Origin of the sequence: Micromonospora parastrephiae (assembly GCF_016802865.1) — a bacterium.
Classification (GTDB): domain Bacteria; phylum Actinomycetota; class Actinomycetes; order Mycobacteriales; family Micromonosporaceae; genus Micromonospora; species Micromonospora parastrephiae.
Genome location: NZ_JAEVHM010000017.1, coordinates 1 through 24,794, shown reverse-complemented (window position 1 = coordinate 24,794; position 24,794 = coordinate 1). Strand labels below are relative to the sequence as shown.

Below are 24,794 nucleotides of genomic sequence, written 5' to 3'. Positions count from 1 at the left end.
CGGGCCGGCCGTCGGTGCGAGGCTCAGTTGCTGGCCAGCGCGTCCGCCGCCGACGGGTCGCAGTCGCGCAGGAACTGGGCGCAACGGGCCGCCTCGTCGGCCTCGCCGATCTCGTCGGCGGCCCGGGACAGGACGTACAGGCAGCGCAGGAAGCCCCGGTTCGGCTCGTGCGACCACGGCACCGGGCCGTGCCCCTTCCAGCCGCTGCGGCGCAGCTGGTCCAGGCCGCGGTGGTAGCCGGTGCGCGCGTACGCGTACCCCGTCACCACCTGACCCTGCGCGAACGCCCGCGCCGCGAGCGCAGCCCAGGCCGCGCTGTAGGTCGGGAAACGGGCCGCGACCTCGGTGAACGCCTCGTCGGTGCCGGCCTCCTCGGCGGCGGCCAGGGCGGCGTCAGCCTCGTCGTGCGCGGGCAGGAGGGTGGCCGGTGGCTCTGGCAAAAGGTTCTGCATCGCCTTATTCAACCCGCTGGACAGGGCGACACGCGAGCGGGTCGGACGACACGTTCCGCTGAACGGCTGAGGGTTCGCTCACGCCTGCGGCCTATGCCGCCGCCAGATATTTTCCGCTACAACTAATGGTCCGGAGCCTCCCCAGGACCCGGTTACGCAGGAGCCCGGTGGTCGTGGCCACCGGGCTCCTGTCGTTGCCCCCCCGGCCCGGGGTTTGGCCGGTCCCCGTGGACGGGCAGGATTGCCGGGTGCCGACCCCACCTCCCGCGGACGTCATCGAGCCGCACCTGCACACCGACGAGATCCAGACCCGCGACGAGTTCGACCGGCAGTTGGCCACCGGCCGGCTGACCGGCCTGACCGTGCAGGGGCTGCGCCTCGACCTCGACCCGTTGCCCGACCTGACCGGCGTCGAGGTCGCGGGCACCCTCTTCGTGGGCTGCCGCTTCGCCTCCCGCGACGTCGGCGCGGACCTGGTCCGGCGCGGCGCGAACGTGGTGCCGCCGTTCTCCGGGCTGCCGTACCCGACCCAGCCGACGCACCTCTACACCCCGGAGGAGTTGGCCGCCGGGTTCACCGAAGGCGGGTTCGCCGGGATGTACGACACCCGGGTGTACGAGCACTACCGTGCGCACGGCGGCGCGCTGCCGGACGTCAAGGAGGCGCTCGGCCAGCGGCTGCACGATCACGGCGTGGACAACGCGTTGGGCGACGCCACCAGGGCCTGGCTGGCCGCGTACGGGCCGCAGTCGGTGGTGGGCATCATGGGCGGGCACGCGGTGCGGCGCGGCAGTCCGGCGTACCGGATGGCGGCCGTGCTGGGTTGGGAGCTGGCGCGGGCCGACCGGCTGGTGGTGACCGGCGGCGGGCCCGGGGTGATGGAGGCGGCGAACCTCGGCGCGTACCTGGCGGACCAGCCGGCGGCGGAGCTGACGGCGGCGATCGACCTGCTGGCCGCGGCGCCCGACTTCACCGACCACCACCGGTACACGGCCGCGGCGTTGGCGGTCCGGCAGCGGTACGCGGGCGTGCCCCGGCAGCGCGGCACCGACGCGGGTTGGGCGCGGGCCGGTGGACTGGCCATCCCGACCTGGCTGTACGGGCACGAGCCGGCGAACCTGTTCGCCGGCCGGATCGCCAAGTACTTCTCGAACGCGATCCGGGAGGACACCATCCTGCGGCTCGCCCGGGGCGGCATCGTCTTCGCCCCCGGCCGGGCGGGCACGGTGCAGGAGGTGTTCCAGGCGGCCACCAAGACCTACTACGGCACCGACGGGGCCAGCGGCGCGTACATCTTCCTGGACCGCGGGTACTGGACCACCGAGCTGCCGGTGGAGTCGTTGTTGCGCCCGCTGCTGGCCGCGTCGCCGTTCGGCGACCTGTCGGCGTCGATCCACCTCACCGACGACGTGCGCGAGGCCGTCCGCCTGCTGACGACCTGACGGCGACGGCCGGCTCCCCGAGGGAGAGCCGGCCGTCGGTGGAGCGTTGTTACTTGGACATCGTGGTGCCGGTGGAGCGCAGGTCCTCGCACGCCTTGACGACCCGGGCGGCCAGGCCGGCCTCGGCGGCCTTGCCCCAGGCCCGCGGGTCGTACTGCTTCTTGTTGCCGACCTCGCCGTCGATCTTCAGCACGCCGTCGTAGTTGCGGAGCATGTGGTCCGCGACGGGCCGGGTGAAGGCGTACTGGGTGTCGGTGTCGATGTTCATCTTCACCACGCCGTAGTCCAGAGCCTCGCGGATCTCGCTCAGCAGGGAGCCGGAGCCGCCGTGGAAGACCAGGCTGAGCGGCTTGTCCTTGCCGTACTTGGCGCCGACCGCCTCCTGGATCTGGTTGAGGATCTCCGGGCGCAGCTTGACGTTGCCCGGCTTGTAGACGCCGTGCACGTTGCCGAAGGTCAGCGCCGCCATGTAGCGGCCCTTCTCGCCGAGGCCGAGCGCCTCGACCATGGCCAGGCCGTCCTCGGTGGTGGTGTAGAGCTTGTCGTTGATGGCGTTCTCGACGCCGTCCTCCTCGCCGCCGACGACGCCGACCTCGATCTCAAGGACGATCTTGCCCTTGGCGGCCTCGTCGAGCAGCTGGGAGGCGATCTGCAGGTTCTCGGCGACCGGCACGGCCGAGCCGTCCCACATGTGCGACTGGTACAGCGGCTGCTCGCCGCGCTTCACCCGCTCCTGCGAGATGCCCATCAGCGGCCGCACGAACCCGTCCAGCTTGTCCTTCGGGCAGTGGTCGGTGTGCAGCGCGATGTTGACCGGGTACTTCTTGGCCACCTCGTGCGCGTACGCGGCGAACGCGACCGCGCCGGTGACCATGTCCTTGATCGAGGGACCGGAGAGGTACTCGGCGCCACCGGTGGAGACCTGGATGATGCCGTCGCTCTCCGCGTCGGCGAAGCCCTTGAGCGCCGCGTTCAGCGTCTGGGAGGAGGTCACGTTGATCGCGGGGTACGCGTACCGGCCAGCCTTGGCGCGGTCCAGCATCTCCGCGTAAGCCTCGGGGGAAGCGATGGGCATGTTGAACGCTCCTTACTTACCACTCTCGGCCGTGCTGGCCGCTGTTGTTCACTTGTGCGCCGGACCGCGCTGTCCTCCGCCCGGAAGTATCCCGTAGGTGAGGTGCGCCGGAACAACCGACCCGGGTGCCAGCCGTTCACCGCCGGTCCAGGTTGTCCGGCACGATGACGCTGATCAGCCAGGTGACGACGGTCATCACGATCGCTCCCCAGAACGCCGGCCAGAAACCGTCCACCTGGAACGGAAGGTCCAGCCCGCGGGCGATCCGGTCGGTGAGCAGGAAGAGCAGCGCGTTGACCACAAGCGCGAACAGGCCCAGGGTCAGCAGGTAGAAGACGCAGCCGACGACCTTGATCACGGGCTTGAGCACGGCGTTGATCACACCGAAGATCAGGGCGACCACGATCAGCGTGAGTACGGTGTTGCCACCCGAGCGGCCCTGCACGTCGACCCCGGGCACGATCAGCGTGGTTATCCACAACGCGACCGCGGTGATCGCCAGTCGGATGAGGAAGCCCACGGCCCCATCCTGGCACCGGGGCGCACCCCCGAGGGGAGATTCCGCCGACTCGGCTTCCGGGCGTCACACCGGCACAGCCCGTACGGTGGGTGGGAACCGTGCACCGAGACCCCCGGGAGGGACGATGGGTCAGCCCGACGAGGACTTCACCCCCGGCGACCACCTCGCCGCGGACGAACGTGACCCCGAGGCGGAGCCGGCCGACGCGGTCGAGCAGGCCGCGGTGGTCGGCCCCGCCGACGTCGACAGCGAGCCGCACCGCGGCCTGGAGGTCGACGAGTGGGACGCGATGGAGCAGGCCAGGGTGGTCACCGGGGACGAGGACGACTACCGCTGAGCCGCCGCGGGCGGCCACCTGCTCGCCCGACGCCGAACCACCCCGCTTCGTCGCCTGACCCAAATGCCCGCCCCGCGCCGTGCGTTACCGCCGTCGTGGGTTGCGCGCAAGCGGGTGGCGCGGGGCCGGTCCGGCGCGGTGCGGCACCCGGGCTTCGGTACCCTTTGTGGCCGTGGACACAGCTGAGAAGACCCGCGCTCTCACGGAGAGCGTCGCCCTCAACCCGCTCGATCCCAAGGAGCTGTTGCAGACCTTCGGGCTGATCGGCGTCTGGGTGATCCTCTTCGCCGAGACCGGCCTGCTGGTGGGCTTCTTCTTCCCGGGGGACTCGCTGCTGTTCCTCGCCGGGGTGGCTGCCTCGCCGGTGGCGGACGCCATCTTCGGCGACGGCACCCGGCTCTCCCTCGCTGGCCTGCTGATCGGTGGGCCGATCTGCGCGGTCGTCGGCGCACAGTTGGGGCACTGGCTCGGTTCGCGCTACGGGCGGCCGATGTTCGAGCGACCGAACTCCCGGCTCTTCAAGAAGGAGTACGTGGAGAAGGCGGAGTACTACTTCCAGAAGTTCGGCCCGGCGAAGGCCGTGGTGCTGGCGCGCTTCATCCCGATCGTCCGCACCTTCCTCAACCCGGTCGCCGGTGCGCTGGGTATGCCGGCCCGGCAGTTCCTGATCTGGAACATCGTCGGCGCGGTGCTCTGGGTGGACGGCATCCTGCTGATCGGCTACCTGCTGGCCGAGCAGATCTACCAGGCCATCGGGGACAAGATCGACCACTACATCCTGCCGGTGGTGGCCCTGATCATCGTGATCTCGGTGCTGCCGATCTTCTTCGAGTTCCTGCGTGACCGGCGGGCCCGCAAGCGCGGCGAGGCCGTTGCCGTGGTCGCGGCGGCCAGCGCCGCAGGCGCGGTTGAAGCGGTCCGCGAGGCGTTCGACCACGACGAGCACCCGCACGACCGGCGGCGCCCGGAGCACGGCCAGGAGCGCTGACCTCGGGTACGACGACGGCCGGCCCCCTGGTGCGGGGGTCGGCCGTCGGCATGTCGGACCCGGCCTCCGGCGGTGCGGCCGGGGACGAGCAGGTGTCAGCGACCGGTGGCGCCACCCCTGGCTCGCCACCGGACACCGCCCCGGAGTGGGACGGTGCGCAGCGCCTAGGTCAGCGAGCCTTCTTGGTGGCCCGCTTACGCGGCGGGGTCAGCAGGTCCGCGATCGTCGCGATCGCACTCGGAACCAGGCTGTAGTACGCCCAGACACCGCGCTTCTCCCGCTGCAGCAAGCCAGCCTCGGTGAGGATGCGCAGGTGGTGACTGACCGTCGGCTGGGAGAGGCCGAGCGGCGCGGTCAGGTCACAGACGCACGCCTCGCCCTCGGGGGCCGACTGGATCAGGCTGAGCAGCCGCAGCCGAGCAGGATCGGCAAGGGCCTTGAGGACCCCCGCGAGACGCTCGGCATCGGCACGTTCGATCGGCTCGCCGTTAAGCGGCGAGATCTGAGGCATAGTCATTTCGGCCAACGCAGTTCCCACGTATTCCATCCTTCCACCAGCAGCATCGATCCGCCTGCATATCAGCAGATCCGAATCGGCAAATTTTTACGCCACAAGGCCGAGGTCAGCCAACGTATAGGCCGCCCGGTATGGCAATCCGGCGGCTCGCACCGCGTCGCCGGCACCTCGATCAACAATAACCGCCACGCCAACGACTTCGGCTTCGGCCTCACGAAGCGCCTCGACCGCGGTCAACACACTTCCGCCAGTCGTCGACGTGTCCTCCACCGCCAACACCCGGCGGCCGGCCACCTCCGGTCCCTCGATCCGCCGCTGCAGACCGTGCGCCTTGCCCGCCTTGCGCACTACAAAGGCGTCCAGAGCGCGGCCGGTCGGAGCGGCGGCGTGCAGCATCGAGAGCGCGACAGGGTCCGCGCCCAGGGTGAGCCCGCCGACGGCGTCGTACTCCCAGTCGGCGGTGAGGTCGAGCAACACCCGACCGACCAACGGAGCAGCCTGGTGATGGAGCGTGACACGTCGCAGATCGACGTACCAGTCTGCCTCGCGCCCCGAGGACAGCACGACCCGTCCGTGGACCACAGCCAGGTCGGTAATGAATTTACGCAGGTCGTCGTGGTCCCCCATGGCGATAGAGGTTACTGCGCAAGTCTGGATGCCGTGTGAACGGCCCACCCCGATCAGCCCGGTGAGGGACCGATGACTGGCGATGTTCGACTACGCTCAGCGACCGGCCCGGTTGCGGCGCGCCAACGTGGCGGCGACGCCACCCGAGGGCTGAACGGCCGTGGAGGCTCAGCGCTCGTCGCGACCGATCCGGCCGCGTGTGTCCCGGGCGACCGCCTGGAGCAGCCGGCGCGGCGCGTGCCGCAGACCGGCGACGGCCACCTTGTACTTCCACGCCGGAATGCTGACCAACTTGCCTTTGCCCAGGTCACGCAGCGCTTCGTCGACCACATCCTCGGCTTTCAGCCACATCCACTCAGGTGTCTTCGACATGTTGATGCCGGCCCGCTGGTGGAATTCGGTGCGGGTGTAGCCGGGGCAGAGTGCCATCACCCGAACGCCGAACGGCCGCGCCGACTGGCCTACGGACTCACTGAAGTTGGTGACCCACGCCTTGCTGGCCGAGTAGGTCGACCCCGGCATCACCGCGCCGAATCCCGCGACCGAAGAGACATTTATCACTGCCCCATCACGCCGTTCGGTCATTCGCCGCAGCGCCGCGAGGGTCAGCCGCATGACCGCGTGCACGTTGAGCCGCAGCAGACGCGCCTCGTCCTCCGCCGTGGAACGGAGGAACGGTTTGTTCAGGCTGATGCCGGCGTTGTTGACCAGCAGATGCACCGGGCTACCACTGCTGAGGCGCTGCTCGACGGCATCGCAGCCGTCGTCGGTGGACAGGTCCGCCGAGAGCGTCTCGACCTCCCGGCCGTGCCGGGATCCCAACTCGTCGGCCAGCTCGGTCAGCCGGCCCGCGTCGCGGGCGACCAACACCAGGTGCCAGCCGTCGGTGGCGAGCCGTCGGGCGAACGCCGCACCGATGCCCGCGGTGGCGCCGGTGACCAGGGCCCGTCGCTCGGCGGTGGAGGGGTCGAGCGTCACGGGCGGTCCTCACCTGGGCGGATACGGGGACGATGGCTGGTACGGGGCGGGCGGAAACCCGGGCGGAGCGGACGACACGGTCGGTGCCGACAGTCGGTGCCGACCGAACCAGGTGTTCGCCGCCGGCAGCGCCAGCAGCGTAGCTACCACAAGGTAACCGAGGCCCTGCCCCACGGAAAGCCCGGCGTTGACCGGAATCCACCATGACGGGTACGCGTCCGCGATCAGGCCCAGCAGCTCGGCGGTGGACCGTTCGCCGTCGCCCAGCCGCAGCGGCGCGGCGCGCTCACCGACGAGCACCGCCACGCTGCAACAGCCGGCGAGCAGACCGAGCCCGCAGACGACCCAGGTGGCCACCCGAACGCCGCGCCGGCCGGCCAGCAGCCCGAGGGCCAGGCCGGCCAGCAGGACCGCGGAGATCGCCGCCAGCACCGCCGACAGCACCGCGGACAACCGCAGCACGGTCACCACGTCGTCGATCTCCTGGGGGCTCGCCGACGTGTCCCGGGCGGCCGAGCGGAACGCGTCGACCGTCCGCCCCAGCACCGCCAGGTCGACGACGGTGTACGCGAGCGCGGCAACCGCCATCACCAACAGCACCGCCGTGGCCAGCAGGACCACGGCGGGCCGTCGGGCCGGTGCCGATTCGGGGTACGACACGACGAATCCCTCCGGTAGGCGTCGGCTTGCAACCTACTCGGAGGGATCGTCGGCGTCGTGCTTACCGAGCCGTCAACTCGACGGCGGGGTCGTGCCGGGACGGTCGGCCGGCGGAGTGTCGTCGGGCCGGTCCGCACTGGACGGCGGCTTACCCGGCTGTTCCGGTCCCGGCGTCGACGGGTAGCCCGGCTCGCCGGTCGGCGGGTAACCCGGCTGGCCGGACTGCCCCGGAGCCTGCGGGTAGCCCGGGTAGCTTGCCCCCGGGGTCGGCGGCTCCCAGCCCGCGGCGGGCTTGCGGAAGAACGCGTTGGCCTTCGGCAGCGCCAGCAGAATCAGCGCCGTGAGCAGCGCGAGCAGGCTGACCACGCCCAGCAGGAGGCTGACCGGGGTGGCCCAGGATGGCATGGCATCCTCGATGCGGCGCTGGATCTCCTCGCCGCTCGGACCGCCCGCGGTGTCCCCGCCGGTGGTGAAGCTGCCGGCCGCCCCACTGATGAGGCCACCACCCGTGCAGCAGACCAGGATGCCGCCGACGATCCAGGTGGTGATCCGGGATCCGTTACGGCCCTGGTTGTTGAACAGGGCCAGCACGCCCAGCACAATCGCGAGGAGCAGCAGCAGGATGGCGCTGCCGATGCCGATGGCGAAGAAGACGTCCGCCACCTGATCGGCGTTCTCGACGGAACTGCCCGCGTACGCGTCGCGGATCGCGTCACGCGTCTTACCGATGGTGGTGAGCGTGATGATCACGCTGATCACCTGGCACGCGAGGAACAGGAAGAGCAGGTAACTGGAAATCGTCACGATGGATGGCCGCTGACGGGCCGGCGTGCTCTGGGTATCGACCACGATTCTCCTTCCCTAGATCGCGCCAACACCGTATCGACAACCGGCCACTCCGGCATGCCGTGGCGGGCCGGCGCGCCCATCCGATCCGCTCAGTGTTCCCCGGCGGCGGGTCGGATCGTCAGGTCAGCGGGGTCGAGCAGGTCACCACGGGCCACCCTCCAGCCCTCCTCGCCGTACGCCTCGAAGGAGAGCCGCGCGGCGCCACCGGACTGGTAGTCGTGGTAGCGCATCGTCCCGGCCGACGGCAGGTCGGTCTCTCCGGTGGCGGTGTAGCGCGCCTGCCCGGTCTCGGACCAGGTGTAACGCCGGCCGTCGAGGTCGATGGTCGGGGCGCCCGGGGTGACGGTCGCACCGGGTTCGGCGGTCCAGAGCACCAGCTCCAGTTCGGGACCGTCCTCCACGGAGAGCCGGCGTCGGCTGCCGGACTCGTCGTCGAGCAGGTGCTGCACCCAGCTCCAGTCCCCCTCGACCAGGCGGATGGTGCCGCTCACGACGTACTCCCGTTGGCGGATCCGCACGCGGTCGCCCAGGGCCAGACGGTGGCGGGCCACCGCGCGGCGCCTCGGCCGGCTGGCCGCCGGGCCGTGCCGTCGCCGCCCGCCGGGCGCGCGCGACGACCACGACGACGACCACCGCGAGTACGGCAACTGCCGCCACCAGGTACGTCACCTGCGCTTCCACCCGACCACCTCCCCAGGTACGTCGGCGCAGACGGTAACAACCTTCGGCACCGGGAAGGCCCGCGCTGTGGCCGACAGCTCAGCTAGCGGGGATCGTCGGATGCGCCGTCCGGCACCAGTCGCACCGCCCGGTCGATCTGGCCGTCGAAGTGCACCGCCTGGGCCACCGTCAGCGCGGCCAGGCCGAGCAGGACCAGCACCACGGCGAGTTGCAGCCAGAAGGCGATGGTCACGGTGGCGGGGCGGGGCGGACGGGATGCGGCGGCGGGCGGACTCAAGGCTCGCAACGTACGGCGGGTCGTCGGCCATCGGCAGGACCGATCGGGCGGCACCGACCGGCAGATGGATCATGCTGCGGCGAGGCGCTGGTTGGCGTAGTTCCCGAGGGTTTCGCGACCCATCACGCAGCCGACGAAGGTGGTGAACTCGGTCGGGTCGTCCCGCAGCGACGTCCACGCCGCTCGGGCCGCCGCGGGATCGATCCGTTCCAGCAGCGTGGCCGCGTACGCCCGGCCGGCGGGTGAACCCTTGGCCAGCACGCGGTCGAGCTGCCGGCGTACCTCCTCGGGGTGGTCGGTGAGGGCGGCCTCGACCCGGTGGTACGCCTCGGTCACCGGCAGCAGCGTGCCGGCGATGCCAACCCCGCCGAAGGCGAGCGTGTCGGCCCCCGCCAACTCGTCGACGGCCGCACCCAGTTCTCGCTCCCACGCCTTGCGCATCCCGAACATGTCCTCACCCTTTCCCCGCCCGCCCACCTCTCACCCTGTTGATCAAGAGGTTTGCGTCATGGGAAGACATCCCGATGACGCAAACCTCTTGATCACCGCGATCAGGCCGGGTGGCCCGGTCAGGCCGGGGTCACCGTCAGGGTGTTGGTGTTGGGGTCCAGGTCCGTCTTCACCGTGTCGCCGTCTCGGATCGATCCGCTCAGCAGGGACTTGGCCAACTGGTCACCGATCGCGGTCTGGACCAGGCGGCGCAGCGGGCGGGCACCGTAGATCGGGTCGTAGCCGTGCTCGGCCAGCCAGCCCCGAGCGGCGTCGGTGATCTCCAGGCCGAGCCTGCGGTCGGCCAACCGCCGTCGCATCCGGTCCAGCTGGATGTCCACGATGGAACGCAGGTCGTCCCCCCGCAGCGAGGCGAAGACCACGATGTCGTCCAGCCGGTTGAGGAACTCGGGCTTGAAGTGCGACCGGACCACGGCGAGTACGCCCTCCCGGCGCTGCTCCTCGGCCAGCGTCAGGTCGCTGATCACCGACGACCCGAGGTTGGAGGTGAGGATCAGGATCGCGTTGCGGAAGTCCACCGTGCGACCCTGGCCGTCGGTGAGCCGACCGTCGTCGAGCACCTGGAGCAGCACGTCGAAGACGTCCGGGTGCGCCTTCTCCACCTCGTCCAGCAGGATCACCGAGTACGGCCGGCGACGCACCGCCTCGGTGAGCTGCCCGCCCTCCTCGTAGCCGACGTACCCGGGCGGAGCACCGACCAGGCGGGCGACGGAGTGCTTCTCGCCGTACTCGCTCATGTCGATGCGGACCATCGCCCGCTCGTCGTCGAAGAGGAACTCGGCGAGCGCCTTCGCCAGCTCGGTCTTGCCGACACCGGTCGGGCCGAGGAAGAGGAAGCTGCCGGTCGGCCGGTCCGGGTCGGCGACACCCGCCCGCGCCCGGCGTACCGCGTCGGAGACGGCACCGACCGCCTCGGTCTGGCCGACCACCCGGCCGCCCAGCGACTCCTCCATCCGCAGCAGCTTCGCCGTCTCACCCTCCAGCAGTCGGCCGGCCGGGATGCCCGTCCAGGAGGCGACGACCGCGGCGATGTCGTCCGCGCCGACCTCCTCCTTGAGCATCGCGCCGTCGGCCTGGAGCCGGGCCAGTTCCTCCTCGGCCTGCTTCAGCTCGACCTTCAGCGCGGGGATCCGGCCGTAGCGCAGCTCGGCGGCGCGCTCCAACTCCCCGTCGCGCTCGGCCCGCTCGGCCTCGCCGCCGAGGCGCTCCAGCTCCTCCTTGGCGGTGGAGAGCTTGGTGATGTGGCTCTTCTCCGTCTGCCACCGCTCGGAGAGCACGGTGAGCTGCTCGCGCTTGTCGGCCAACTCCTTGCGCAACCGCTCCAGCCGCTCGGCGGAGGCGGCGTCCGGCTCCTTGGCCAGCGCCATCTCCTCGATTTCCAGCCGGCGGACCGCCCGCTCGATCTCGTCGACCTCGACCGGCCGGGAGTCGATCTCCATCCGCAGCCGGGACGCGGACTCGTCGACCAGGTCGATCGCCTTGTCCGGCAGGAAACGGTCGGTGATGTAGCGGTCGGAGAGGGTGGCCGCGGCGACCAGCGCGGCGTCGGTGATCCGTACGCCGTGGTGCACCTCGTAGCGCTCCTTGAGCCCACGCAGGATGCCGATGGTGTCCTCGATGGTCGGCTCGCCGACCAGCACCGGCTGGAAACGTCGCTCCAGCGCCGGGTCCTTCTCGATGTGCTCGCGGTACTCGTCCAGCGTGGTGGCGCCGACCATCCGCAGCTCACCACGGGCGAGCATCGGCTTGAGCATGTTGCCGGCATCCATCGAACCCTCGCCCTTGCCGGCGCCGACGACGGTGTGCAGCTCGTCGAGGAACGTGATGACCTGCCCGTTGGAGTTCTTGATCTCCTCCAGGACGGACTTCAGCCGCTCCTCGAACTGGCCCCGGTACTGGGCGCCGGCGACCATCGCGCCGAGGTCCAACGAGACCAGCTTCTTGTCGCGCAGTGATTCGGGCACGTCGCCGGCCACGATCCGCTGGGCGAGGCCCTCCACGATCGCGGTCTTGCCGACGCCGGGCTCGCCGATCAGCACCGGGTTGTTCTTGGTACGCCGGGAGAGCACCTGGATGACCCGGCGAATCTCCGAGTCCCGACCGATCACCGGGTCGATCTTGCCGTCGCGGGCGCTGGCGGTGAGGTCGACGCCGTACTTGGTGAGGGCCTGGTAGGTCTGCTCCGGGTCGGCGGTGGTGACCCGCCGGTCCCCGCCCCGGACGGTCGGGAAGGCGGCGACCAGGGCCTCCTCGGTGGCACCGGCCGACTTCAGTGCGGCGGACACGCCGCCGCCCACCCGGGCCAGGCCGGCGAGCAGGTGCTCGGTGGACGTGTACTCGTCGCCCAGCGGCCGGGCGATCTGCTCGGCGGCGCCGATGGCGTTGACGAACTCCCGGGCCAGGGTGGGCTCGGCGATGCTGGAACCCCGTGCCGCCGGCAGGGCGTCGACCGCCCGCTGGGCGGCCCGGCGCAGCTCGGCGGGATCGGCCCCGACGGCGCGCAGCAGGCCGGCGGCGGTCGAGCCGTCGGTGTCCAGCAGGGACAGCAGCAGGTGCCAGGGCTCCACGGTGGCGTGGCCACGCTGGTTGGCCAGCGCGACGGCACCGGTGATGGTCTCGCGGCTCTTGGTGGTGAGTCTTTCGGTGTTCATGGGCTCCCCCGGATCGGCGTTGTCCATTGGGTTGGACACAACCAGAGTTGAGCGTATTCCACTCAACCTTAGCCTGTGGCGCCCATCACGCCCGGTGCCGCCACCGCCAGTCGAACTCCCCGGCCGCCGGGGGTGGGCCGGGCAGCGGGTCGGCGTCCGGCACCGTCGACAGGCCGGCCAGCAACACCGCGAGCTGCCGGCGGCGCAGCTGGCCGGTCCGCTCCGGATCGGGTACGCGCACCGCGGCGCACGCCTCCAGCAACAGCCCCAGATCCTGTGCGACCGCGTCGGGGCGCAGCCGCCCGCTGGCGTGAGCCCGGTCGACGAGCGCGGCGGCCAGCTCGTTGGCGCGCATGGCATCCCGACCCATTTCCTCGGTCGGGGTGAAGGTGCCGGCAAGGTGGACGGTGAGCGAGTGCACGTCGGCATCGACCACGCGGCCCAGGAACCGGTTGAACGCGGTCCAGTCGTCCGGCTCGGCGAGCGCCGCCTCCGCCTCGGCGATGTAGCGACGCAGCCCGTCGTGGCAGAGCTGGCGCAGCAGATCCTCCTTGCCCGCGTACCTCCGATAGAGGGCGCTGATGCCGACGCCGGCGCGTTCGGCGACGGCGGCGATCGGGGCCTTCGGGTCGTCGAGGAAGACGGCGCGGGCGGCTTCGAGGATCACCTCGTCGTTGCGGGCGGCCTGGGCACGGCGGCCGGCCAGCGTCTTCGCGGGTGGAGTCGACATGACCTCAGACTAACAGTGGAACGGATCGTTCCGGTCTGCTAGTCTCAATGCAGAACGAAACATTCCGTTCCGAAGGAGTCCCGCATGACTGGCACCGAGATCCGCCCGTTCCGCGTCGAGATCCCGCAGACCGCCCTCGACGACCTGGCCGCCCGACTGGAGCGCACGATCTGGCCCGCCGACCTGCCGGGAGTCGGCGACGCGTACGGGATGAGCACCGACCGCGTGCGCGCCCTCGCCGACCGGTGGCGCGACGGGTTCGACTGGAGGGCCGTCGAGGCCCGGCTGAACGCCCACCCACAGTTCGTCACCGAGATCGACGGTGCGCAGATCCACTTCCTGCACGTCCGGTCGTCCCGGCCGGACGCCACCCCGCTGGTGCTCACCCACGGCTGGCCCGGCTCGGTGCTGGAGTACCTCGACGTGATCGCCCCGCTCACCGAGCCGACCGACCCGGACGCGCCGGCCTTCCACCTGGTCGTTCCGTCGCTGCCCGGCTTCGGGTTCTCCGGCCCGACCCGCAGCACCGGCTGGAACCGACACCGCACCGCCCGCGCCTGGGCGGAACTGATGAACCGACTGGGGTACGACAGCTACGGCGCGGGCGGCAACGACGTGGGCTCGATGGTCGCGCCGGAGCTGGGCCGGATCGACCGGGAACACGTGCTGGGCGTACACGTCACCCAGCTCTTCTCGTTCCCCTCCGGCGACCCGGCCGAGTTCGCCGGGCTGTCCGAGGCGGACCAGGCGGCGCTCAAGCACCTCCAGTGGTTCTACGAGAACAAGTTCTCCTTCAACCAGGTGCACAGCCAGCAGCCGCAGACCCTCGCGTTCGCGCTGGCGGACTCGCCGGTCGGGCTGCTGGCCTGGAACGCCCAACTCTTCGACGAGGGCCTGGACGCGGACTTCATCCTGGGCAACGTGGCGCTGTACTGGTTCACCGGCACTGCCGCCTCGGCGATCCGGTTCTACTGGGAGGACGCCCACGCCGACGAGTCGTCGACCGAGCCGACCACGGCGCCAACCGCGCTGGCCATGTTCCCCGGCGACTTCCAGTCGATCCGCCGATTCGCCGAGCGGGACCACGCGAACATCGTCCGCTGGACCGCGTACCGGACCGATGTCGAGGGGCACGGGGACGTCGGGGGCCACTACGCCGCCCACCAGACCACCGATGTCCTGGTCGCCGACCTCCGCGAGTTCTTCGCCAGCCTCCGCTGACGTCAAGGTTCATGATCGGCACGACATCGCTGATGTCGGGGTATCCCACCGCCGGATACCCCGATGTCGGCGATATCGGGTGGATCATGCGCGCGCTCGTTCCAAGATCTGCCTTCTGTTTACCTAGCGGTAGCCTTGGCGGGTGCGAGTACGTGTCGAGCAGACCGCCTTACCCGGGATCGGGGTACGCCACGATCTGGTGACGGAGTCCGGACGCCGCCTGGGCGTCGTCTCCCACCGCAACGGTCGCCGTGATCTCGTCCTCTACGATCCCGACGATCCCGACTCCTGCCAGGCGGACATCCCCCTGACCGACGACGAGGCGGAGGCGCTGGCCGACATCCTCGGCGCGTCGCTGATGCTCGGTCAGCTCTCCGGGCTGCGGGAGCAGGCCGCCGGTCTGCTCACCGAGCAGATCGCCATCTCGGCGGGGTCGCGGTACGTCAACCGGCAACTCAGTGACACCAAGGCGCGTACCCGCACCAGCGCCTCCATCGTGGCGGTGCTGCGCGACGGCGAGGTCATCGTCTCGCCGCTTCCCACCTTCCGCTTCGCCGCCGGTGACGTGGTGGTCGTCGTCGGGACCCGCAAGGGCCTCGACGGCGTGTCCGCCATCCTCGCCGACAGTGACCCGGACGGCTGAGGCGGATGCACGATTCCACCACACTGCTCGTCGAAGTCGGCGCGCTGCTGTTCCTGCTCGGTGTCCTCGGTCGGCTCAGCCGTCGCGTCGGTCTCTCACCCATCCCCCTCTACCTGCTGGCCGGGCTCGCGTTCGGGCACGGCGGGCTGCTTCCGCTCGCGGCCAGCGAGGAGTTCTTCGCGGTCGGCGCCGAGATCGGCGTCATCCTGCTGCTGGTGATGCTCGGCCTGGAGTACTCGGCCAACGAACTTGTCGGCAACCTCCGCTCGGCGGCACCCGCCGGGCTGATCGACGGCGTACTCAACGCGCTGCCCGGCGCGGCGTTCGCCCTGCTGCTCGGCTGGGACTGGGTGGCCGCCCTGGTGCTCGGCGGCATCACCTGGGTCTCCTCCTCCGGGGTGATCGCCAAGGTCCTCGCCGACCTGGGCCGACTCGGTAACCGGGAAACCCCGGTCATCCTCTCGGTCCTGGTGATCGAGGACCTGGCGATGGCGCTCTACCTGCCGCTGGTCACCGCGGTGCTGGCCGGCACCGGCCTGCTCGGCGGCGGCATCGCGCTCACCGTGGCGGTGGGCACGGTACTGATCGTGCTGGTGGTCGCCATCCGGTACGGCCACCTGATCTCGTCCGCCCTGTCGGCGAAGGATCCGGAGGCGCTGCTGCTCGGCGTCCTCGGTCTGACCCTGCTGATCGCCGGCATCGCGGCGAAGCTCCAGGTCTCGGCGGCGGTCGGCGCGTTCCTGGTCGGCATCGCGCTCTCCGGCCCGGTGGCGCACCACGCCACCGAACTGCTCTCCCCACTGCGGGACCTGTTCGCCGCGGTGTTCTTCGTCTTCTTCGGCCTGGTCACCGACCCACGGGACATCCCGCCGGTGCTGCTGCCGGCGCTCGCGCTGGCCGTGGTCACCATGGCGACGAAGACGCTCACCGGCTACCTCGCGGCCCGCCGGGTCGGCATCGCCGAACCCGGTCGATGGCGGGCCGGTCTGGCACTCGTACCCCGTGGTGAGTTCTCCATCGTCATCGCCGGGCTCGCGGTCGCCGCCGGCAGCGTCGAGCCGCGGTTGGCCGCGCTGGCCACGGCGTACGTCCTCATCACCGTGGTGACCGGACCGATGCTGGCCCGACTTCCCGACTTCCCGTGGTTCAAGCGGTGGCTGCGCACCCGCGCCGCCGCGGCGGCCCAACGGTCGGCGCCGGTTCCGCTCCACGACTGACACCACTCCGGCCAACGGTTGCTGAATTGCTCCTCACAAGGACTACCGCAGCACCCGGCGGCGGGTTACCGTTTCGCCGCAGCAGCCAGCGTTCGCGGGTGGGCGGTACCCACCGCGGGCGAGAGCGGAAGGTTGGCCGGTGAGCGTGCAGGAGTCGACGTTCCACGGCTTCGCCAACCCCGTCGATCCGACTCCGGCGGAGTTGCGAGCGTGGGCGTACCAGCCCGATTCGGTGCCGTTGGCTTCCATGCCACCGGACTGGGACCTCCTGGTCTCCGGTGACCGGCTGGTGCTGACGCTCTTCGAGTTGGCGATGGACCCGACCTGCCCGGCCCGGCGCTTCGCCCTGCACTGCCTCTACATCTACGCGGCCGACGGCATCCGGACGAACTTCCGCGCCCACCCCAAGCGCCGCTTCCGGAAGCTGGTGGAGCAGGCCGAACGTGACGGCGACGAGCTGATGAGGATCTGGGCGCACAACGGCCGCGTGCTGCAGGCCCGCCCCGACCTCTTCGTCTACCGGGACTGGTGCGAGGGCGGCCTGGTCCGCGAGAACCGCCGCCTCGGCTGACGGCAGCCACCTCCGTCAGCGAGCAAGGCGAACGGGCCGGGACCCCCCGTGAGTCCCGGCCCGCACGTCGTCACCGGTCAGGCGCGCTTCCGTTCGGTCTCGGCTCGGGCCTGGTCGACGCCGTGGTCGACCTGGTCGGCGAACCGCCCCTCGACGATCCGGTCCCGGAAGCTTCCCTCGGTCACCTTGTCGAACTTCTCGCGGACGGTGTCGGCCAGGTTCTCCAACCGTTCCTCGGTCTGTTGGGCGACCTTCTTCGCCGGCTCCGCCATCGCTCCCCCTCGCCATGTCGGTAGGTCCGAATTAAGCCGGTTGGACCCGTATCGACAGGCTAACGGAAGCGGCCCGACCCGCGCCGGGAAATCGGAGCGCGGGCCGGGCCGAAAGAAACGGAACGGTACGGGCGGTGGGTCAGCGATCGGGCGTGCGGCGGGGCCGCCAGACCACCAGCGCGGTGGACGTGCGGTTGGTCGGCACCAGATCCCGGCCCGGGAAACGGGCCAGCGACTCCAACTCGGCCACCCTGCGGTACGCGGCGTCCAGCTCCGCCTCCAGCCGGGCCACCCGCTGCTGCGCCTGCTCCAGCAACCGCTCCAGTCCGATGATCCGCTTGACGCCGGCCAGGTTGATCCCGTCGTCCTGGCTGAGCCGCTGCACCTCGCGCAGCAGCACCACGTCGCGCACGCTGTACCGACGCCCGCCACCAGCCGCCCGACCGGGCTGCACCAGCCCCAGCCGGTCGTACTGGCGCAGGGTCTGTGGATGCATCCCCGCCATCCGCGCCGCGACCGAGATCATCAGAACCTTGGCCTCGTAGGCAGGGTCACTCGAACCGAGGAACTCGCCCGACATGCCGCTCACCTCCGCGTCCATCCCACCGGACTAACTGACCCGACGCACCCGAGCGTCGAGATGTTCCCGCGCAGCCGGCGGGCTCTGCTCGGCGAATGCCTCCAGCGCCGAGCGCGCCTCGTCGGACAACCGGGACGGCACCACCACGTCCAATGTGACCAGCAGATCACCGGCCTGCCCGTCGCGGCGGACCACACCCTTGCCCCGCGCCCGCAGCACCCGACCGCTCGGCGTGCCCGGCGGCACCCGCAGGGTCACCGCGCCGTCGAGCGTGGGCACCCGCAGGTCCGTGCCGAACACGGCCTCCGCGAAGGTCACCGGCACGGTCAGCGTCAAATCATCACCGGTACGCCCGAACAGCTCGTCCGGCCGCACCTTGACGTGCACGAACAAATCGCCGGCCGGGCCACCGCGCTCACCCGGCTCGCCACGCCCGGCCAGCCGGATGCGTTGGCCGTCGGCCACCCCGGCCGGGAAGCGCACGTTCATCGTGCGGGTCTTGGTGACCCCGCCGCTGCCGTGGCACTCCGGACACTTCTCCTCGACCACCGTGCCGACACCCTGGCAGTTGCGGCACGGCTCGGAGAAGCTGAACGACCCCTGGTTGCGGGTGGTCACCCCGGCGCCGTGGCAGACCGGGCAGGTCCGCGGCTGGGTGCCGGGCTTGGCCCCGTTGCCGTGGCAGGTGTCGCAGACGCCCGGGGCACGCAGCGTCAGGGGCAGGGTCACCCCGCGCACCGCGTCGCCGAAGTCCAGTGCCACCTCGGTCTCGACGTCCCGGCCACGGGCCGGACCGCGCGGCGCGGCCTGCCCACCGGCCTGCCCGCCGGAGAAGATCGAGCTGAACAGGTCCTGGAAGCCGGCCCCGCCGAAGCGGCGGTCACCGCCTCCGGCAGCACCGCCGCCGAACAGGTCGGAGACGTCGAACGGCATGCCGCCCGGCTGGCCGCCGCCCCGGGCGTTGCGCCGGAACGCTCCCGAACCGAACAGCGAACGCATCTCGTCGTACTCCCGGCGGCGGCCGGCGTCGGAGAGCACGTTGTACGCCTCGGACGCGGCCTTGAACCGCTCCTCGGCCTTGGCGTCGCCCGGGTTGTGGTCCGGGTGCGACTCCCGGGCCACCTTGCGGTACGCCTTCTTGATGTCATCCGCGGAGGCGGCCTTGTCCACGCCGAGCACGGCGTAGAAGTCCTTCTCGAGCCAGTCCTTGGAACTCACCGGTCCACCCCCTTCCAACCGTCGTGGCCCGGCCGTCCCGCCCACCGGCGTGCGATGGGCGGGACGGCCCGATCACCGTCTCGCACTATTCCGGATCCGCGACCGCGACCAGCGCGGGGCGCAGCAGCCGCTCACCGAGCTGGTAGCCGCGCCGCATGACCTGCACGCAGGTCGGTTCGCTGACCTCGGCCGAGGTCTGGTGCGCGACCGCCTCGTGCCGGGTCGGGTCGAACGGGTCGCCCTGCTCGCCGAAGGCGTTCAGACCGAACTTGCCCAGCGCGGTGGTGAGCTGTTCCGCCACCGTGCCGAACGGTCCGACCAGGTCGCCGTGTTCCCGAGCCCGGTCCAGGTCGTCGAGGATCGGCAGCAGAGCGGCCAGCACCGAGCCGGTCGCCTGCTCCTGCACCAGGCTGCGGTCCCGGTCGACCCGCTTGCGGTAGTTGGCGTACTCCGCCGACACCCGCTGCAGGTCCCGGGTCCGCTCGTCCAGCTCGGCCCGGAGCGCCTCCAGCTCGGCGCCGAGCGACGTGCCGTTGCCGCCGCCGTCCGCCGGCTTCGCCGGGGCGTCCACCACCGCCGGGCCGGAGGGCTCCGGACCGTCGGTGGAGTTGACCTCGACCTCGATCTCGTCGACCACGATCTCGGCGTCCTCGACCAGGCCCTCGGCAGGAACGTCACTCCCCGCGTCGGTGGCGGCGCCCTCCGGCTCCGTCGCGTCGCTGAGCTTGCGGTTGTTGCGGATGACGACCCGCTCCTCGGCGCCGGTGGTCGGCTCCGTGGGCGCGGAGCCACCCGGCGTCGACCCGGTGTCGTCCGGGTCGACGGCTCGTGGCTTCTGCGTCATGCGGCTACCTCATCCCTTCGCCGTGGATACGTGTCGGAGGCCGACGGTCACTTCTTGCCGTCCTCGTCCACGATCTCCGCGTCGACCACGTCGTCGCCGCCACCGGCACCGCCGGCCTGCGGGCCGGTCGCACCGGCCGCACCCGGGCCGGCCTCGCCGCCCGGCTGCTGGCCCTGCTCGGCCTGCTGGGCGTAGAGCAGCGAACCGGCCTGCTGGGAGACCTGCGCCAGCCGCTCGTGCGCCGACTTGATCTTCTCGATGTCCTGACCACCGAGGGCGCCGCGCAGCTCGCCGAGCGCCTCGTTGAGCTGCTCCCGGTTCTCGGTGGGCAGCTTGTCGCCGCTCTCGGCGAGGAACTTCTCGGTCTGCCACTGCAGCGCCTCGGCCACGTTGCGGGTCTCGGCGTCGTCGCGGCGGCGCTTGTCCTCCTCCGCGTGCTCCTCGGCGTCCCGGCGCATCCGCTCGATGTCGTCCTTCGGCAGCGAGGAGCCGCCGGTGATCGTCATCTTCTGTTCCTTGCCGGTGCCCAGGTCCTTGGCGTGCACGTTGACGATGCCGTTGGCGTCGATGTCGAAGGCGACCTCGATCTGCGGCACACCGCGCGGCGCCGGCGGGAGGCCGGTCAGCTCGAAGGTGCCGAGCTTCTTGTTGTAGGCCGCGATCTCCCGCTCACCCTGGAACACCTGGATCAGCACCGACGGCTGGTTGTCGTCGGCCGTGGTGAACACCTCGGAGCGCTTGGTCGGGATGGTGGTGTTGCGCTCGATCAGCTTGGTGAAGATGCCGCCCTTGGTCTCGATGCCCAGGCTCAGCGGGGTCACGTCGAGCAGCAGGACGTCCTTGACCTCACCCTTGAGCACACCGGCCTGGAGGGCGGCGCCGACGGCGACGACCTCGTCCGGGTTGACGCCCTTGTTGGGGTCGCGGCCGGTGAGCTGCTTGACCAGGTCGGTCACGGCCGGCATCCGGGTCGAACCACCGACGAGGATGACGTGCTCGACGTCGGAGATCTTGATCCCCGCGTCCTTCACGGCCTGCTCGAACGGGCCCTTGCAGCGGTCCAGCAGGTCCTGCGTCATGCGCTGGAACTCGGCGCGGCTCAGCGTCACGTCGAGGTGCAGCGGGCCGGCCGAGCCGGCGGTGATGTACGGCAGGTTGATGTTGGTGGTGGTGGCGGCGGACAGCTCGATCTTGGCCTTCTCGGCGGCCTCACGGAGCCGCTGGAGGGCCATCTTGTCCTGACCGAGGTCGATGCCGTGCTCACCGCGGAACGTCTTGACCAGGTGGTCGATGATCCGCTGGTCCCAGTCGTCGCCACCGAGGTGGTTGTCACCGCTGGTCGACTTGACCTCGATGACGCCCTCGGCGAGCTCCAGCAGCGACACGTCGAAGGTGCCGCCGCCGAGGTCGAAGACGAGGACGGTCTGCTCCTTGGAGCCCTTGTCCAGCCCGTACGCCAGGGCCGCGGCGGTCGGCTCGTTGACGATCCGCAGCACGTTGAAGCCGGCGATCTCGCCGGCCTCCTTGGTGGCCTGGCGCTGGCTGTCGTTGAAGTAGGCCGGAACGGTGATCACCGCGTCGGTGATCTGCTCACCCAGGTACGCCTCAGCGTCCCGCTTGAGCTTCATCAGCGTCCGGGCCGAGATCTCCTGCGGGGTGTACTTCTTGCCGTCGATGTCGACGGACCAGTTCGTGCCGACCTCGCGCTTGACCGAGCGGATCGTCCGGTCCGGGTTGGTCACCGCCTGGCGCTTGGCGACCTCACCGACGAGCACCTCGCCGTTGCGGGCGAACGCGACGATCGACGGGGTCGTCCGCGAGCCCTCAGCGTTGGCGATGACGGTGGGCTCACCGCCCTCCAGAACGCTGACGCAGGAGTTCGTCGTGCCGAGGTCGATACCGACCGCACGTGCCATCTTCGCTTCCTCGCTTCGTAAGGTTGTGCAGGTGACGGGCATTGCCCGTGGCTGCCTGGCGGGCGCCGCCCGCAGCGGGCCCCACCACAAGTTGAGTGAACTTGACTCAATAGTGCCACGCCCCGGCAAATCGTCAAGTCGACTTGAGTCGACCCGACGCAACCCAGCCGTTATTACCGTCCGGTTGTCTTCCCTTGCATCGGTCGGGCACGCTTTAGCGGTGACGACGCACGGCGATTCCGCCACCCGTTCCGGCGCGCCCGCCGTCGCAGCCCGCACCGGCCCGCCGGACGCCGCGGAGGAGCCGCCCGCCACCACCGGGGACGACAGCCTCCCCGGCGCGCTGTCGGGCCTCCGGGCCGCGATCGGCGCCACCCGCTATCCACTCGCCCTGCCCTCCGCCGGGTCGGCCCGGCACACCGCCGCCGCCCTGACCGACCAGCTCGACGACTATCTGCTGCCCCGGCTCGCCCGGCTGGACGCCCCCCTGCTCGTGGTGGTCGGCGGCTCCACCGGCGCGGGCAAGTCGACCCTGGTCAACAGCCTGGTCAAGGCCCGGGTCAGCGCCGCCGGTGTGCTGCGGCCCACCACCCGCTCCCCGGTGCTGGTCTGCAATCCGGCCGACGCGGCCTGGTTCCGGCAGGGCGACCTGCTGCCCGGGCTGACCCGCACCACCGAGCCGAGCGACGATCCGCGCGCCCTGCACCTGGTCACCGCCCCCGCCCTGCCACCCGGGCTGGCCTTCCTCGACGCACCGGACATCGATTCCGTGGTCGACGCCAACCGGGCACTCGCCAGTCAGCTGCTGGCCGCCGCGGACCTCTGGCTCTTCGTCACCACCGCCGCCCGGTACGCCGACGCGGTGCCCTGGGAGCTGCTGCGCAGCGCCCGGGCCCGGGGCGCGGTCATCGCCATGGTGCTGGACCGGGTCCCCGCCGAGGCCTCCGACGAGATCGCCGCGCACCTGGCCGAGATGCTCGACGCACAGGACCTCGGCCGGGCACCCCTGTTCGTACTGCCCGAGACCTGGGTCGACGGCCAGGGGCTGCTGCCCGAGGCCGTCACCGCGCCGCTGGCCGACTGGTTCGCCCGGCTGGCCGCCGACGCCGACGCCCGGGCCGCCGTCGTCCGGCAGACCCTGGACGGCGCGCTGGCCGCGCTGCACCCGGCCGTCGAGGAGCTGGCCGACGCCGCCGACGAGCAGGTCGCCGCCGCGGACGGGCTGGACGAGCGGGTCCGGGCCGCGTACCGGGGCGCCGAGCGGACCGTCGAGCAGGGCCTTCAGGACGGCCGGCTGCTCCGCGGTGAGGTGCTCGCCCGCTGGCAGGAGTTCGTCGGCACCGGGGAGCTCTTCCGCACCCTGGAGGCGCGCATCGGGCGTCTCCGGGACCGGGTGGTCGCCGCCGTCACCGGCCGGCCGGCACCCTCCGCCGAACTGCGCAACGCCATCGAGTCGCAGCTGGTCACGTTGCTGCGCGGGGTGGCGTCCGAGGCGGCCGAGGCCACGTACACGTCGTGGAAGGCGCACCCCGCGGGAGCCGGCCTGCTCGAACCGACGCTCGCCCACCCGAGCGACGACCTGCCCGAGCGGGCCGAACGAATGGTCCGCGACTGGCAGCGGGGCGTGCTGGAGCTGGTCCGGGTCGAGGGCGCCGACAAACGGTTCGTGGCCCGCACCGCCGCGTACGCGGTCAACGCCACCGGCCTGGCCGTGATGATCGCCGTGTTCGCGTCCACCGCGTTCATCCCGACCGGGCTGGAGCTGGCCACCGGTGCCGGCACGACGGTCGCCGCGCAGGCCGTACTCCAGGCGATCTTCGGCGACCAGGCGGTGCGTACCCTCGCCGCCAAGGCGCGCGGTGACCTGCTGGAACGGGTACGGACGCTGCTCGACGCGGAGGCCGACCGCTTCCTGAGCCGCACCACCGACGCCCGGCCCGACGCGGAGGTCGGCGACGGGTTGCGCCGGGCCGCCGGCCGGGTCGAGCTGGCCCGACACCGCAGCGGCCTGGCCGCCGACGAGGAGGACTCCCGGTGACCAACATCACCGGCCGGATCCGGGAGGCGTTCCGGGGTGACCAGCGGGTCGACCCCGACGCGCTGATCGCCCGCCTGGACGCCGTACGCCGGTTCCTGACCGCGGTGGACGGCCTGCTGCCCGACGCCGAGCTGGTTCCGGCGCACACCCTGGTCGAACGGGCCGGCACCCGGCTCGCGTTGTCCCGCGACCACACCGTGGTCGCCCTCGCCGGCGCCACCGGCAGCGGCAAGTCCAGCCTGTTCAACGCGCTGGCCCAACTGGAGCTCTCGCCGGTCGGCGTCCGCCGGCCGACCACCGGTGTCACACACGCCTGCGTGTGGGGGCCGCTGGAGGGCGCCAACCGGTTGCTCGACTGGACCGGTGTGCTGCCCCGGCACCGCTTCGTGCGGGAGAGCGCGCTCGACGCGGACGACGAGACCGCGTTGCACGGGCTGATCCTGCTCGACCTGCCCGACTTCGACTCGGTGCAGCGATCCCACCGCCTGGAGGTGGACCGGCTGCTCGGCCTGGTCGACCAGGTGGTCTGGGTGGTCGACCCGCAGAAGTACGCCGACCGGGTCATCCACGACAGCTACCTGCGCGAGTTCCACCGGCACCGCGACGTCACGCTGGTCGTGCTCAACCAGGCGACCGGCTGCCCCCGGCCGAGCTGCCCCGGGTCCTGGACGACCTGCGCCGGCTGCTCGACTCCGACGGCCTGACCGGCGTGCCGCTGCTGGCCACCACCGCCATCGACCCGGCCGGGATGGTCGGGCTGCGCAGCGCGCTGGAGCGGACGGTCGCCGAGCGGCAGGCCGCCCTGCGCCGGCTCGCCGGTGACGTCGACTCGGTGGTCGCCGGGCTGGACGAGCTGGTCGGCTCGGCACGGCCCGCCGGTGGGCCGGACGACACGACCGTGCACGGGCTGAACCGGGCGCTGGCCGGCGCTGCCGGCGTGCCGGCGGTGACCGAGGCGGTGGAACGGGCGTACCGGCATC

General features: G+C 71.3%; 25 protein-coding genes and 2 pseudogenes. 9 read left to right on the top strand and 18 right to left on the bottom strand.

What is annotated here, in order from left to right; all coding sequences use genetic code 11:
* Positions 1-23: 23 nt before the first annotated feature.
* A complete protein-coding gene (locus tag JNW91_RS06245) occupies positions 24-452 on the bottom strand; it encodes a DUF3151 domain-containing protein (RefSeq protein ID WP_203173966.1) in 429 nt (142 codons plus the stop codon).
* Positions 453-700: 248 nt separating this feature from the next.
* Here JNW91_RS06245 and JNW91_RS06240 point away from each other — a divergent pair, with 248 nt between their 5' ends.
* Positions 701-1,894, top strand: a complete 1,194-nt coding sequence (locus tag JNW91_RS06240; RefSeq protein ID WP_203173965.1) for an LOG family protein — start codon at positions 701-703, stop codon at positions 1,892-1,894.
* 49 nt (positions 1,895-1,943) lie between these two features.
* Here the strand turns inward: JNW91_RS06240 and fbaA are convergent, their stop codons facing one another.
* Entirely contained in the window at positions 1,944-2,969 is a 1,026-nt protein-coding gene (fbaA, locus tag JNW91_RS06235; protein ID WP_203173964.1) for a class II fructose-bisphosphate aldolase, read from the bottom strand.
* Positions 2,970-3,105: 136 nt separating this feature from the next.
* Complete coding sequence (locus JNW91_RS06230) at positions 3,106-3,489, bottom strand: phage holin family protein (protein ID WP_203173963.1); 384 nt, start codon at positions 3,487-3,489, stop codon at positions 3,106-3,108.
* A 124-nt stretch (positions 3,490-3,613) separates the two neighbouring features.
* Between JNW91_RS06230 and JNW91_RS06225 the strand changes: the two genes are divergently transcribed.
* Together JNW91_RS06225 and JNW91_RS06220 are read left to right on the top strand one after the other, a co-directional pair.
* On the top strand, positions 3,614-3,826 hold the full coding sequence (locus JNW91_RS06225; RefSeq protein WP_203173962.1) for a hypothetical protein: 213 nt from the start codon (positions 3,614-3,616) through the stop codon (positions 3,824-3,826).
* Between the two features lie 166 nt (positions 3,827-3,992).
* Complete coding sequence (locus tag JNW91_RS06220; protein ID WP_203173961.1) at positions 3,993-4,814, top strand: DedA family protein; 822 nt, start codon at positions 3,993-3,995, stop codon at positions 4,812-4,814.
* A 169-nt stretch (positions 4,815-4,983) separates the two neighbouring features.
* On the opposite strand, the gene JNW91_RS06215 is transcribed toward JNW91_RS06220, so the two are convergent.
* The 10 genes and pseudogenes from JNW91_RS06215 to JNW91_RS06170 all read right to left on the bottom strand — a co-directional run bounded on the left by JNW91_RS06215 (position 4,984) and on the right by JNW91_RS06170 (position 13,294).
* Positions 4,984-5,361: an ArsR/SmtB family transcription factor gene (locus JNW91_RS06215; RefSeq protein ID WP_030332125.1), complete on the bottom strand. Its 378-nt coding sequence runs from the start codon at positions 5,359-5,361 to the stop codon at positions 4,984-4,986.
* Between the two features lie 57 nt (positions 5,362-5,418).
* The gene (gene pyrE, locus JNW91_RS06210) at positions 5,419-5,958 is read right to left on the bottom strand and encodes an orotate phosphoribosyltransferase (RefSeq protein WP_203173960.1); all 540 of its coding nucleotides are present in this window, start codon (positions 5,956-5,958) and stop codon (positions 5,419-5,421) included.
* Positions 5,959-6,126: 168 nt separating this feature from the next.
* Entirely contained in the window at positions 6,127-6,936 is an 810-nt protein-coding gene (locus JNW91_RS06205; protein ID WP_203173959.1) for an SDR family NAD(P)-dependent oxidoreductase, read from the bottom strand.
* Between the two features lie 9 nt (positions 6,937-6,945).
* Positions 6,946-7,596 (bottom strand): hypothetical protein, encoded by a 651-nt coding sequence (locus tag JNW91_RS06200; RefSeq protein WP_203173958.1) that lies wholly within the window; start codon positions 7,594-7,596, stop codon positions 6,946-6,948.
* 72 nt (positions 7,597-7,668) lie between these two features.
* Complete coding sequence (locus JNW91_RS06195; RefSeq protein ID WP_203173957.1) at positions 7,669-8,445, bottom strand: hypothetical protein; 777 nt, start codon at positions 8,443-8,445, stop codon at positions 7,669-7,671.
* 89 nt (positions 8,446-8,534) lie between these two features.
* Positions 8,535-9,126 (bottom strand): annotated as a pseudogene (locus JNW91_RS06190) (DUF4178 domain-containing protein).
* Positions 9,127-9,208: 82 nt separating this feature from the next.
* Positions 9,209-9,403: a hypothetical protein gene (locus JNW91_RS06185; protein WP_203173956.1), complete on the bottom strand. Its 195-nt coding sequence runs from the start codon at positions 9,401-9,403 to the stop codon at positions 9,209-9,211.
* A 69-nt stretch (positions 9,404-9,472) separates the two neighbouring features.
* Entirely contained in the window at positions 9,473-9,880 is a 408-nt protein-coding gene (locus tag JNW91_RS06180) for a hypothetical protein (protein ID WP_309244256.1), read from the bottom strand.
* Between the two features lie 92 nt (positions 9,881-9,972).
* A complete protein-coding gene (gene clpB, locus JNW91_RS06175) occupies positions 9,973-12,564 on the bottom strand; it encodes an ATP-dependent chaperone ClpB (protein WP_203173955.1) in 2,592 nt (863 codons plus the stop codon).
* Positions 12,565-12,649: 85 nt separating this feature from the next.
* Positions 12,650-13,294 carry a TetR/AcrR family transcriptional regulator gene (locus JNW91_RS06170; protein WP_203173954.1) on the bottom strand — a complete coding sequence of 215 codons (645 nt, stop codon included), beginning with the start codon at positions 13,292-13,294 and terminating at the stop codon, positions 12,650-12,652.
* 84 nt (positions 13,295-13,378) lie between these two features.
* On the opposite strand from JNW91_RS06170, the gene JNW91_RS06165 reads away from it, so the two are divergent.
* From JNW91_RS06165 to JNW91_RS06150, 4 genes are all read left to right on the top strand, one after another.
* Positions 13,379-14,515: an epoxide hydrolase family protein gene (locus JNW91_RS06165; RefSeq protein ID WP_203173953.1), complete on the top strand. Its 1,137-nt coding sequence runs from the start codon at positions 13,379-13,381 to the stop codon at positions 14,513-14,515.
* Between the two features lie 142 nt (positions 14,516-14,657).
* The gene (locus JNW91_RS06160; protein ID WP_203173952.1) at positions 14,658-15,158 is read left to right on the top strand and encodes a cation:proton antiporter regulatory subunit; all 501 of its coding nucleotides are present in this window, start codon (positions 14,658-14,660) and stop codon (positions 15,156-15,158) included.
* A 5-nt stretch (positions 15,159-15,163) separates the two neighbouring features.
* Complete coding sequence (locus JNW91_RS06155; RefSeq protein ID WP_203173951.1) at positions 15,164-16,375, top strand: cation:proton antiporter; 1,212 nt, start codon at positions 15,164-15,166, stop codon at positions 16,373-16,375.
* 139 nt (positions 16,376-16,514) lie between these two features.
* Positions 16,515-16,946, top strand: a complete 432-nt coding sequence (locus JNW91_RS06150; RefSeq protein WP_203173950.1) for a hypothetical protein — start codon at positions 16,515-16,517, stop codon at positions 16,944-16,946.
* A gap of 77 nt (positions 16,947-17,023) precedes the next feature.
* On the opposite strand, the gene JNW91_RS06145 is transcribed toward JNW91_RS06150, so the two are convergent.
* From JNW91_RS06145 to dnaK, 5 genes are all read right to left on the bottom strand, one after another.
* The gene (locus JNW91_RS06145) at positions 17,024-17,218 is read right to left on the bottom strand and encodes a hypothetical protein (protein WP_203173949.1); all 195 of its coding nucleotides are present in this window, start codon (positions 17,216-17,218) and stop codon (positions 17,024-17,026) included.
* Positions 17,219-17,357: 139 nt separating this feature from the next.
* Positions 17,358-17,798 carry a heat shock protein transcriptional repressor HspR gene (locus JNW91_RS06140; protein WP_203173989.1) on the bottom strand — a complete coding sequence of 147 codons (441 nt, stop codon included), beginning with the start codon at positions 17,796-17,798 and terminating at the stop codon, positions 17,358-17,360.
* 30 nt (positions 17,799-17,828) lie between these two features.
* Positions 17,829-19,016: a molecular chaperone DnaJ gene (gene dnaJ / locus JNW91_RS06135; RefSeq protein WP_203173948.1), complete on the bottom strand. Its 1,188-nt coding sequence runs from the start codon at positions 19,014-19,016 to the stop codon at positions 17,829-17,831.
* A gap of 85 nt (positions 19,017-19,101) precedes the next feature.
* Positions 19,102-19,860: a nucleotide exchange factor GrpE gene (gene grpE / locus JNW91_RS06130; protein WP_203173947.1), complete on the bottom strand. Its 759-nt coding sequence runs from the start codon at positions 19,858-19,860 to the stop codon at positions 19,102-19,104.
* Between the two features lie 47 nt (positions 19,861-19,907).
* Positions 19,908-21,776, bottom strand: coding sequence for a molecular chaperone DnaK (gene dnaK / locus JNW91_RS06125; RefSeq protein WP_203173946.1), 1,869 nt, complete (start codon positions 21,774-21,776; stop codon positions 19,908-19,910).
* Between the two features lie 220 nt (positions 21,777-21,996).
* On the opposite strand from dnaK, the gene JNW91_RS06120 reads away from it, so the two are divergent.
* Positions 21,997-23,814, top strand: a complete 1,818-nt coding sequence (locus tag JNW91_RS06120; RefSeq protein WP_203173945.1) for a GTPase family protein — start codon at positions 21,997-21,999, stop codon at positions 23,812-23,814.
* Positions 23,811-24,794, top strand: a pseudogene (locus JNW91_RS06115) (GTPase); the annotation flags it as partial. The gene JNW91_RS06120 and the pseudogene JNW91_RS06115, both read left to right, overlap by 4 nt.

What these genes read in the sequence shown, in the direction of transcription:
- JNW91_RS06245 (WP_203173966.1), bottom strand. Translation starts at nt 452, where the DNA reads ATGCAGAACCTTTTGCCAGAGCCACCGGCCACCCTCCTGCCCGCGCAC.
- fbaA (WP_203173964.1), bottom strand. Translation starts at nt 2,969, where the DNA reads ATGCCCATCGCTTCCCCCGAGGCTTACGCGGAGATGCTGGACCGCGCC.
- JNW91_RS06225 (WP_203173962.1), top strand. Translation starts at nt 3,614, where the DNA reads ATGGGTCAGCCCGACGAGGACTTCACCCCCGGCGACCACCTCGCCGCG.
- JNW91_RS06215 (WP_030332125.1), bottom strand. Translation starts at nt 5,361, where the DNA reads ATGGAATACGTGGGAACTGCGTTGGCCGAAATGACTATGCCTCAGATC.
- pyrE (WP_203173960.1), bottom strand. Translation starts at nt 5,958, where the DNA reads ATGGGGGACCACGACGACCTGCGTAAATTCATTACCGACCTGGCTGTG.
- clpB (WP_203173955.1), bottom strand. Translation starts at nt 12,564, where the DNA reads ATGAACACCGAAAGACTCACCACCAAGAGCCGCGAGACCATCACCGGT.
- JNW91_RS06170 (WP_203173954.1), bottom strand. Translation starts at nt 13,294, where the DNA reads ATGTCGACTCCACCCGCGAAGACGCTGGCCGGCCGCCGTGCCCAGGCC.
- JNW91_RS06165 (WP_203173953.1), top strand. Translation starts at nt 13,379, where the DNA reads ATGACTGGCACCGAGATCCGCCCGTTCCGCGTCGAGATCCCGCAGACC.
- JNW91_RS06155 (WP_203173951.1), top strand. Translation starts at nt 15,164, where the DNA reads ATGCACGATTCCACCACACTGCTCGTCGAAGTCGGCGCGCTGCTGTTC.
- JNW91_RS06145 (WP_203173949.1), bottom strand. Translation starts at nt 17,218, where the DNA reads ATGGCGGAGCCGGCGAAGAAGGTCGCCCAACAGACCGAGGAACGGTTG.
- JNW91_RS06140 (WP_203173989.1), bottom strand. Translation starts at nt 17,798, where the DNA reads ATGTCGGGCGAGTTCCTCGGTTCGAGTGACCCTGCCTACGAGGCCAAG.
- grpE (WP_203173947.1), bottom strand. Translation starts at nt 19,860, where the DNA reads ATGACGCAGAAGCCACGAGCCGTCGACCCGGACGACACCGGGTCGACG.
- dnaK (WP_203173946.1), bottom strand. Translation starts at nt 21,776, where the DNA reads ATGGCACGTGCGGTCGGTATCGACCTCGGCACGACGAACTCCTGCGTC.